Origin of the sequence: Corynebacterium sp. HMSC11E11, from assembly GCF_001807025.1 — a bacterium.
Classification (GTDB): Bacteria; Actinomycetota; Actinomycetes; order Mycobacteriales; family Mycobacteriaceae; genus Corynebacterium; species Corynebacterium freneyi.
Map to the genome: position 1 here is coordinate 94,018 of NZ_KV787139.1, position 10,541 is coordinate 104,558.

Annotated in this window: 7 protein-coding genes; all 7 read left to right on the plus strand. The window is 68.6% G+C overall.

The genetic code is table 11. The features are described 5' to 3' along the window. Positions 1 to 42 precede the first annotated feature (42 nt). On the plus strand, positions 43 to 3,777 hold the full coding sequence (locus HMPREF3121_RS06535; protein ID WP_070521196.1) for a nitrate reductase subunit alpha: 3,735 nt from the start codon (positions 43 to 45) through the stop codon (positions 3,775 to 3,777). Next, positions 3,777 to 5,390 carry a nitrate reductase subunit beta gene (narH, locus tag HMPREF3121_RS06540; RefSeq protein ID WP_070521198.1) on the plus strand — a complete coding sequence of 538 codons (1,614 nt, stop codon included), beginning with the start codon at positions 3,777 to 3,779 and terminating at the stop codon, positions 5,388 to 5,390. Before HMPREF3121_RS06535 ends, narH begins: the two co-directional genes overlap by 1 nt. 5 nt (positions 5,391 to 5,395) lie before the next feature. Continuing rightward, positions 5,396 to 6,127, plus strand: a complete 732-nt coding sequence (narJ, locus tag HMPREF3121_RS06545) for a nitrate reductase molybdenum cofactor assembly chaperone (protein ID WP_083291387.1) — start codon at positions 5,396 to 5,398, stop codon at positions 6,125 to 6,127. Continuing rightward, positions 6,124 to 6,897 (plus strand): respiratory nitrate reductase subunit gamma, encoded by a 774-nt coding sequence (narI, locus tag HMPREF3121_RS06550; RefSeq protein WP_070521201.1) that lies wholly within the window; start codon positions 6,124 to 6,126, stop codon positions 6,895 to 6,897. Before narJ ends, narI begins: the two co-directional genes overlap by 4 nt. A 246-nt stretch (positions 6,898 to 7,143) precedes the next feature. Further along, a complete protein-coding gene (locus tag HMPREF3121_RS06555) occupies positions 7,144 to 7,683 on the plus strand; it encodes a pyridoxamine 5'-phosphate oxidase family protein (RefSeq protein ID WP_256388237.1) in 540 nt (179 codons plus the stop codon). 31 nt (positions 7,684 to 7,714) lie between these two features. Next, positions 7,715 to 8,536, plus strand: a complete 822-nt coding sequence (gene modA, locus HMPREF3121_RS06560; RefSeq protein WP_070521208.1) for a molybdate ABC transporter substrate-binding protein — start codon at positions 7,715 to 7,717, stop codon at positions 8,534 to 8,536. Further along, positions 8,533 to 10,488 (plus strand): molybdate ABC transporter permease subunit, encoded by a 1,956-nt coding sequence (modB, locus tag HMPREF3121_RS06565; protein ID WP_070521211.1) that lies wholly within the window; start codon positions 8,533 to 8,535, stop codon positions 10,486 to 10,488. The genes modA and modB overlap by 4 nt, the downstream gene beginning before the upstream one ends. The last annotated feature ends 53 nt before the right edge of the window (positions 10,489 to 10,541 follow it).

Sequence of the window (10,541 nt, forward strand, 5' to 3'; positions counted from 1 at the left end):
CCCGCCCACCGCTCCTGCCCCTCACCCGACTAGGAGTCTTCGATGACCACCACCGACAGCCGCCCGGCCTCCGGATCCGGCTCATCCAACCCCCTGTTCAAGCTGGGCGGACAACTTCGCCGCGGCACCGTGAGCGAAGACTCGCGCCAGATGTTCCTCAAAGGCGGCCGCGACGCCGACCGCTTCTACCGCCAACGCTGGAGCCACGACAAGGTCGTCCGCTCCACCCACGGCGTCAACTGCACGGGCTCCTGCTCGTGGAAGGTGTACGTCAAAGACGGCGTGATCACCTGGGAAACCCAGGAGACCGACTACCCGACGATCGGCGCGGACATGCCGGAATACGAGCCCCGCGGCTGCCCCCGCGGCGCGGCGTTTTCCTGGTACACGTACTCGCCGACGCGCATCCGCTTCCCCTACATCCGCAGCACGCTGCTGGATTACTGGCGCAAGGCGAAGGCCCGACTGAAGGACCCGGTGCTGGCGTGGCGCGACATCGTGGAGGACCCGGAACGCTCGCGGGCGTACAAGGAAGCGCGCGGCAAGGGCGGCCTGGTGCGCACGACGTGGGACGAGGCGATGGAAATCGTCGCGGCCGCGCACGTGTACACGGTCAAGCGTTTCGGCCCCGACCGGCTGGCCGGCTTCACGGTCATCCCGGCGATGTCGATGCTGTCCTACGGCGCCGGTTCCCGCTTCTACCAGTTGATCGGCGGCGCGATGCTGTCGTTCTACGACTGGTACGCGGACCTGCCGATGGCCTCTCCGCAGGTCTTCGGCGACCAGACCGACGTCCCGGAGTCGGCGGACTGGTTCAACTCCGATTACCTCATCATGTGGGGCTCGAACATCCCGCTGACCCGCACGCCCGACGCGCACTTCATGACCGAGGCCCGCTACCACGGCCAGAAGGTCGTCGCGGTGTCGCCGGACTACGCGGACAACACGAAGTTCGCCGACGAGTGGCTGCGCGTCCACCCGGGCACGGACGGTGCGCTGGCGTTGGCGATGGGCCACGTCATCCTCAAGGAGTTCCACGTCGAGCAGCAGACGCCGCGCTTCCTGGAGTACATGAAGCGCTACACGGACTCCCCGTTCCTGGTGCGGCTAAACGCCCACGACGGGGCGTACGTGCCGGGCAAGTTCGTCACGGCCTCGGATCTGCCCGCCGATCATCCGCTTCACGACGCCGCCAACGCGGAATTCCGCCCCCTGGTCCTCGACGAGGACGGGACGGTCAAGGATCCCGGCGGAACGATGGCGGACCGTTGGGGCGAGGCGGGTGAAGGAAAGTGGAATCTGCGCCTCGACGACTGCTCTCCGGCGATGACCGCCCTGGGCAAGAAGGGGGCCGAAGCCGTCGAGGTTCTGCTGCCCCGCTTCGACCTGCCCGGCGAGTCGACGCCGGAAGGTCCCGTCGGCGCGGGTGTGGTGTCTCGCGGCGTGCCGGCGTTCAAGCTCGGCGACGACCTGGTGACCACCGTGTTCGACCTGATGCTCGCCCGCTACGCCGTCGGCCGCGAGGGCCTGCCCGGTGAGTGGCCCGCCGACTACGACGACGCCTCCACCCCGGGCACCCCGGCGTGGCAGGAGGAGCACACCGGCGTGCCCGCCAACGCGGCGATCCGCATCGGCCGCGAGTTCGCCCGGAACGCCGTCGAAACCGAGGGCAAGTCCATGATCGTCATGGGCGCCGGAACGAACCACTACTACCACTCGGACACGATCTACCGGACGTTCCTGGCGCTGACCACCATGACCGGCTGCCAGGGCGTCAACGGCGGCGGCTGGGCGCACTACGTCGGCCAGGAGAAGGTCCGACCGATCACCGGCTGGGCGCAGTACGCGTTCGCGCTGGACTGGCAGCGCCCGCCGCGCCAGATGATCTCCACCGGCTTCTGGTACGCCACCACCGAACAGTGGCGTTACGACGGCACCGACGCCGAGCGACTCGGCTCACCGCTGCAGGAAGGGTCCTTCGCCGGCAAGACCACGGCGGACACCCTGGTCGAGGCCACGCGCCGCGGCTGGATGCCGTCCTACCCCACCTTCGACCGCAACCCGCTGGCCCTGGGCCAGGAGGCCGCGGACGCGGGGATGGCGCCGAAGGACTACATCATCAAGGAACTCGAGGAGGGCCGCCTGCGGTTCGCCATCGAAGACCCCGGCAACCCGGAGAACTTCCCGCGCATCATCGCCAACTGGCGCACCAACCTGCTGGGCTCCTCCGCCAAGGGCACCGAGTACTTCTATCGCCACATGCTCGGCTGCGACAACGCCGTGCAAGGCAAGGAAGTCCCCGCCGATCGTCGCCCGAAGGAAATGGTCTGGCGCGACGAAGCCGCCGTCGGCAAGGTCGACCTGATGTGGACCGCGGACTTCCGCAACACGTCCACCACGCTGCACTCGGACATCGTCCTGCCCGCGGCGACCTGGTACGAGAAGAACGACCTGTCCTCGACGGACATGCACCCCTACGTCCACGCCTTCAACGCGGCCATCGACCCGCCGTGGGAGGCCCGCTCCGACTTCCAGGTCTTCCAGGATCTGGCCAAGCGGTTCTCGGAGATGGCGCGCACGCATCTGGGCACCCAAACCGACGTCATCGCGGCACCGCTGTCCCACGATTCGCCGGACCAGATGGCGACCCCTCACGGCGTCGTCAAGCCCTGGTCCGAAACCCCGAAGGTGCCGGGCGTGACCATGCCCAAGCTGATCCCGGTGGAGCGCGACTACTCGGCCGTGTACGACAAGTTCAACGCCATCGGTCCGCTGCCCGAGAAGGCCGGCCTGGCCACCAAGGGCGTCGCATTCGACCCGACCCGCGAAATCGGCGAACTGGCGCACACCAACGGCGTCGCCCGCGGCGGCGCCGCCAAGGGCCGCCCTCGCATCGACACCGACGTCCGCGCCGCCGAAATGGTCCTGCGCCTGTCCGGCACCACCAACGGCCGCCTGGCCACGGAAGGCTTCAAGCACCAGGAGAAGCGCACCGGCGTCGAACTCGCCGACCTGTCGGCCGAGGAAGCCGGCAAGCGCATCACCTTCGCGGACGTCTCCGCCCGCCCGGTGCCGGTGATCACCTCGCCGGAATGGTCCGGCTCGGAACACGGCGGCCGCCGCTACTCGGCGTTCGTCATCAACGTCGAGCGGCTCAAGCCGTTCCACACGCTCACCGGCCGCCAGCACTACTACCTGGACCATGACTGGATGCGCGACATGGGCGAAGCCCTGCCGGTGTTCCGTCCCCCGCTCGACCTGCACCACCTCTACGGCGAGGCCGCACCCGGCACGGTCAGCGTCAACGGGGCGGGCCAGACGGAAGTGGCGGTGCGGTACCTGACGCCGCACAACAAGTGGGCCATCCACTCGCAATACTTCGACAACCTGCACATGCTGGCGCTGTCGCGCGGCGGCCAGGTCGTCTGGATGTCCCCCGCCGACGCCGAAAAGATCGGCGTCGCCGACAACGAATGGATCGAGGGCTACAACCGCAACGGCGTCATCGCCGCCCGCGCGGTCGTCTCCCACCGCATCCCCGAGGGCACGGTCTACATGCACCACGCCCAGGAACGCACCGTCGGCGTGCCGGTGGCGGAAACGTCCGGCAAGCGCGGCGGCATCCACAATTCGCTGACGCGGATCCTGATCAAGCCGTCCCACCTCATCGGCGGCTATGCCCAGCATTCCTACGCGTTCAACTACACCGGCCCGACCGGCAACCAGCGCGACGAGGTCACCGTGATCCGCCGCCGCTCCCAGGAGGTTGAGTTCTGATGAAGGTCATGGCGCAGCTGTCCATGGTCATGAACCTGGACAAGTGCATCGGCTGCCACACCTGTTCGGTCACGTGCAAGCAGACGTGGACGAACCGCGAGGGCACCGAGTACGTCTGGTTCAACAACGTCGAGACGCGTCCCGGCGTCGGTTACCCCAAGCAGTGGGAGGACCAGGAGAAGTGGAAGGGCGGGTGGGTCCGCAAAGCCAACGGTAAGGTGGTGCCCCGCGCCGGCGGGCGGCTGAAGAAGCTGGCCACGATCTTCTCCAACCCGGACATGCCGGAGATGACGGACTACTACGAGCCGTGGACCTACGAGTACGACAAGTTGCTGTCGGCTCCGAAGGATTCGAAGCACGTGCCCACGGCGCGGCCGGTGTCGCAGTTGTCCGGCAAGCCGATCGACACCATCGAGTGGTCGTCGAACTGGGACGACGATTTGGGCGGGTCGCAGGAGATCCTGGACGACGACCCGGTGCTGCGGAAGATGGGCGAGAAGGTCCGCCACGAGATCGAGCAGTCCTTCATGTTCTATCTGCCGCGCATTTGCGAGCACTGCCTCAACCCGACGTGCGTGGCGTCGTGTCCGTCGGGCGCGATGTACAAGCGCGCGGAGGATGGCATCGTTCTGGTCGACCAGGACAAGTGCCGCGGTTGGCGCATGTGCGTCTCCGGGTGCCCGTACAAGAAGGTGTACTTCAACCACCACACGGGCAAGGCCGAGAAGTGCACCCTGTGCTATCCGCGCCTGGAGGTCGGCGAGCCGACGATCTGTTCCGAGACGTGCGTCGGCAGGCTCCGATACCTTGGTGTGTTGCTTTACGACGCCGACCGGGTCGGCGAAGTGGCCGCGACGGAAAATGATCAGGATCTCTACGAGGCGCAGCGTTCCATCCTGCTGGACCCGAATGACCCGGAGGTCATTGCGGGCGCACGGGCCGGCGGAGTGCCGGAGTCGTGGATCACGGCGGCGCAGGAGTCGCCGATCTGGAAGTTGATCAGCGTGTACAAGGTCGCGTTGCCGATTCACCCGGAGTACCGGACGCTGCCGATGGTCTGGTACATCCCGCCGCTGTCCCCGGTCGTCGACGCGGTCACCGCGTCGGGAGCCGACGGCGAGGAACACCGGATGCTGTACACCGCCATCGCCACGATGCGCATCCCGCTGGAATACCTGGCGGAGCTGTTCACCGCCGGCGATACCGCGGTGGTGGAGAAGGTGCTGCGCAAGCTCGCCGCGATGCGGTCGTTCATGCGCGACGTGCGCGTCGGCCGGGAACCCGACCCGGAAATCGCGGCGGCCGTGGGCATGGCCCCGCAGGACATCGAGGACATGTACCGGTTGCTGGCCATCGCAAAGTATGACGAGCGCTACGTCATCCCGACCGCGCATTCCGAATCCGCCGCCACCCCGGAGGGGATCGCCGCCATGGGCTGCTCCCTGGACGACTTCGGCGGCCCCGGCATGCACGACCCGAACATGTCCGCCGAAGCGCTCGCCGCCGAATTCCACGGCGTCCCCGTGCAGGACGTCGCCGCCGGTTCCGGTCGCGTGCCGCTGGCCTCCTGGAGCCCGGGCGAACGTCCCGACTCCATGTTCCCCAAGAGGTGATGGCGATGGCGTTGAATTTCCTGGGCCGCCCGGCGCGGCGCGCGGCGGAGCAGGCCCGCGCCACTGAGGTCGCCGAACCGACCCACGTGCCCATGACCGACGCCCAGCGGCGCACCGTGCTCATGGCGGCGGCCACGCTGCTGGACTACCCCGGCGGCGACGCAGAGTCCCGCTGGGATGCGGTCGCGCAGGTTCTGCCAGACCTCCCCCTCGAAGCGTCCGACCCGCTCGCCGGCTTCATCGCCCATGCACGTGCCGTCGGCAAGCGAGCCCTGGAAGAGCACTACGTGGCCACCTTCGACCAGAAGCGCCGCTGCAACCTTTACCTGTCCTACTACGCCACCGGCGACACCCGGCAACGCGGCGTCGCCCTGCTGAGTTTCCGCGAAATGCTCGCCGCCGTCGGCCTCGAGCAGGACCGTGACGAACTGCCCGACCACCTGTGCGTCGTGTGCGAGGCCGCCGCCCGCGAACCCGGCAGCCCCGAAACCGGAGATGCCATCGCCGCCGACGTGCTGGCCACCCACCGCGACGGCATCGAAGTGCTGCGCCACGCCCTCGCCGACCGTGGCAGCGCCTACTCCGGCGTCATCGACGCCCTGGTCACCGCGCTGCCCCCGCTCGACGAGGAGACGCGCGAACGCTACCTCAAGCTGGTCACCGCGGGACCGCCGGCCGAGCTGGTCGGCACCCTGGAACTCCCCTTCCCCGTCAGCAATCAGGAGACGAGATCATGACGACCTTCGACTACATCCTCTGGATCGCCCTGCCGTGGTTGTGCATCGCGATCTTCCTGGTCGGCACCATCTGGCGCTTCCGCGTCGACCAGTACCGCTGGACCACCCGGTCCTCGCAGTTCTTGGGCAACCGGCTGCTGAAGTACGCGTCGCCGATGTTCCACTACGGCATTTTGTTCGTGGCGATCGGCCACTTCATGGGTCTGATCATCCCGAAATCGTGGACCGAGGCCGCGGGCATCCCGCAAACCGCGTACCACTGGTTGGCGACGATCGGCGGCATGACCGCGGCGATCGTGACCATCCTCGGCCTGATCGGACTGCTGTGGCGCCGCCGCACCGACACGTCGGTGTTCCGAGCGACGACCCCGAACGACAAGTTCATGTATTTCATGTTGGCGTTGCCCATCGCCCTGGGCACCATCGCGACGGTGCTCAACCAGGTGATGACGGACTCCCACGGCTACGACTACCGCGAGACCATTTCCCCATGGTTGCGCAGCCTGTTCCTGTTCAATCCCCAGCCGGAGCTGATGGTCGACGTGCCGTTGTCGTTCAAGCTGCACGTCATCGCCGGGTTCCTGTTGTTCGCGGTGTGGCCGTTCACGCGTCTGATCCACGCGCTCAGCGCCCCGGTGGGGTACCTCAACCGTCCGTACATCGTGTACCGGTCGCGGTCGCCGCGCACCACGACCAAGCATTCGGGCGGCTGGGACCCGGTGTCCACGCGGGAGCCGGAAAAGGGGCAGGCCAGGTCGTCCGGCGCCTGATCCGCGCGGGGCGAGACGGTCCTCGAAGCACGAGGAAAGAACACGAGGAAGGAGCAGGCGATTACCGATCACGGTGGCACGACGCGGAAGCCGTCCTACAACGACATCGCGTTCGACGATCACGTCCGCGCCCGCCAGAGGGCGGCGGGTGCGGGCAATCGCGTCGACGACCGCCCCAATCTCGACGGGCCGACCGGCGCCGGAGGCCCCGGCGGTTTCGCCTTCGAGGCCGTCGACGCGAAGCTGATCCGGGAAGCCGACGTGTTCTTCCTCTCGTCGGTCACTGGCGCCGGGTGGCCCTACGTGCAGCACAAGGGCGGGCCCAGGGGTTTCGTCCACGTCCTCGATGACCGAACCCTCGCGTTTCCCGACTTCCCCGGCAACCAGCAGTACGTCAGCGCCGGCAACATCGACCGCGACGGCCGGGTGTGCCTGTTTTTCGTCGACTTCCCCACCCGACGCCGGTTGAAGGTCTTCGGCGTCGCCCGGGCGGTGGAGGCCGACGACGATCCCGACCTCATCGAGCGCATGCGCGATCTCGGTCCCCGCTCCGACCGGGAGATCCGGGCGACCATCGAGCGGGTGATCGTCGTCGACGTCGCGGCGGTCGACGCGAACTGCTCGAAACACATCAAGCCCCGGTGGGACCGTGACGCCGTCGAAGAGCGCATCGACCTCTACCGCGCCGACATCGAAAAACTCAGGGCCGAGATCGACGAACTGACGGCCGAGGTCGAAAGATTGAATGACGAGTTGGAGAGGCGCCCCATGGCGCCCGACAACTAGGCTGGCAGCGGAATTGAAGCCGGGAGTTTTCATGGGAATCAACCGAAGTGAATCCACGGGGCGCGGAGTTGTGCGCCGGGCGACGGCCGCGACCGCGGCGGTGGGGCTCGCGGGCCTGACCGCGTGCTCGGGCGGCGGAGCCGACGACGGTGAGCGGCGGACGTTGACCGTGTTCGCCGCCGCGTCGCTGCAGAAGACCTTCGAGGAGATCGAGCGGCGGTTCGAGGAAGACAACCCGGACATCGACGTGGTGTTCTCCTTCGACGGGTCGCAGAACCTGGTCGACCAGCTGCAGGCCGGCGCGCCCGCGGATGTCCTGGCCACCGCCGACCTGCGCACCATGGAGCGTGCGGAGGAGGCCGGCGCGGTGCGTGCGCCGCAGACGTTCGCGACGAACACGTTGACGCTCATCGTCCCCGAAGGCAATCCCGCCGGCGTGACGGGATTGGACGATTCGCTTGACGACGCCAAGCTGGTCGTGTGCGCCCCCGAGGTGCCGTGCGGCGCCGCCACGCAAAAGATCCTCGACGCCACCGGCACCGAGATTTCGCCGGTGTCGGAGGAGTCCAAGGTCTCCGACGTGCGTGGAAAGGTCGAGGCGGGGCAGGCCGACGCGGGCATCGTCTATCGCACCGATGCCAACGCGGCGAAGGGCGTGGAGGCCATCGACATCGACGGCGCCGACGAGGCGGTCAACGAGTACCCCATCGCCGTCACCGCCGACGCCGGCGAGGACGGACGGCGATTCTCCGACGCGGAGATGTGGATCCGCGCGGTGTTGTCCGATTGGGGTCGGGAAATCCTCGCCGACGCCGGGTTCGGCGCGACGGGCGGAGCAGACGGCACGCGATGACCGTCCGCACGGGCTCGACGAGCACCGCTCCCCCGGCCTGGATCGCCGTGCCGGCCGCCGTTGCGCTGGCCGTCGCGGTCATCCCGGTCATCGCGCTGTCGATGCAGGTGCCGTGGGCGCGGGTGCCGGAGCTCATCTCCTCCGAGGCGGGGTCCGCGGCGCTGGGAATTTCGCTGCGCACGAGTGTGCTGTCGGCGCTGATCGTCATGGTGGTCGGCATTCCTCTTGCCGTCCTCATGGCGCGGGCGCGCCGCTGGGCCGGTGCACTGCGGCTCGCGGTGGTGCTGCCGATGACAATGCCGCCCGTCGTGGGGGGCCTGGCCTTGTTGGCGGCGTTCGGTCGCACGGGCGTCATCGGTTCGCGGTGGCCGTGGCTGGCCGAGTACTTTTCCTTCTCCACCGCCGCGGTCGTCCTCGCGCAGGTCTTCGTGTCGTTGCCCTTCCTGGTGTTGGCGGTGGAGGGCTCCGTGCGCGGCCTCGATCCCCGGCATGCGGAGGCGGCAGCCGGCCTCGGGGCGTCGCGAAGCCGCATCCTCTGGCAGGTGACGCTGCCCATGGTCCTGCCGGCGATCGTCTCGGGTGCCACGCTGTCTCTGGCACGGGCACTCGGCGAGTTCGGTGCGACGCTGACGTTCGCGGGCTCGCTGCCGGGCGTCACCCGTACCCTTCCGCTGGCCATCTATTTGGAGCGGGAGAACGAACCCGAGCTGGCGCTGGCGTTGTCGGCCGTGTTGCTCGGCATCGCCATCGCGCTCGTGGCCATCGGCGCGGCGGTGCCGTGGTGGATGGAACGCCGAGGGCGCGCCTCGCGAACCGACTCCACCGATTCGACCGACGCCGTCGACTACTGCGGCACCTCCGATTCATTCACCGCGCCCGACGGTCCGGCCGAATCCGGGGACCTGGGCGTCGTCACGCACGAGCCCGGGCCGACTGCGGACCTGGCCCCGTCGGTGACGGTGCCGGGGCTGCTCGATGCGGAGCCGACGATACCGACGAGCCGCACCACCGCTGTGATCGGCCCGAACGGGGCAGGCAAGTCGACGCTGATGCGGGCCATCGCGGGGCTGCCGGTGCGCGGTGGCGCGACGGTGACCGGTGATGTGCCGCGCGCGGTGCTGCTGACGCAGGATCCGGCGCTGCTGCCCCACAGGACGGCGCTGGGCAACGTGGAGTTCGCCTGCCGAGACCGCGACCGGGCCCATGCGGAACTCGCCGCGATCGGCGCCGCGCACCTGGCCGATCGCCGCCCCGCTTCGTTGTCCGGGGGTCAGGCCGCGCGGGTGGCGCTGGCGCGTGCGCTGGCCGCCGACACCGACGTGATCCTCCTCGACGAACCCTTCGCAGCCCTCGACTCGGAGTCCGCCGCGGCACTGCGCGGGGTTCTGCGCCGCCGACTCCGCGGCCGTACGGCGATGCTGGTCACCCATGATCCGGTTGACGTGGCCACGCTGGCCGATCACGTCATCGTCATCGAGGACGGCCGCATCGCCGCCGTCGGTGCCCCGGCAGAGCTGCTCGCCGCCCCCTCCACACGGTTCCTGGCCCGCTTCGCCGGGCTCGTCGCCTTCCGGGGCACCACCACCGTGCTTGACGACGACACGATCGCCGTGACCGCCCCCGGCGGCGCCCGAGTCATCGGCGTGGCCGCCGACCCCGTCGACGAGGACGCGGAGGCGGTGGCCCTGTTCTCGCCGAGGGCCGTCACCCTCCACGCGGTCGAAGACGATCTCGTCGACACCAGCGCCCGCAACGACCTCGCCTGCACCGTGCACGAGATCCATCACCAGGGCACGTCCGTCAGCGTGGAACTGCGGGCCGCCCGCGGCGGCGCCACGATCATCGCGGAGATCTCCGCCCATTCGCTGACCACGCTGGGATTGGCCGTGGGCTCCCCCGTCCGGGCGGCCGTCAAAGCAATGCAGGTCCAGGTTCTGCCCGCCGACGATTGACCCCGTAACAATTGACCTCGCCGACGCCTTCGAGTTCGAGAATGGGATTGCCG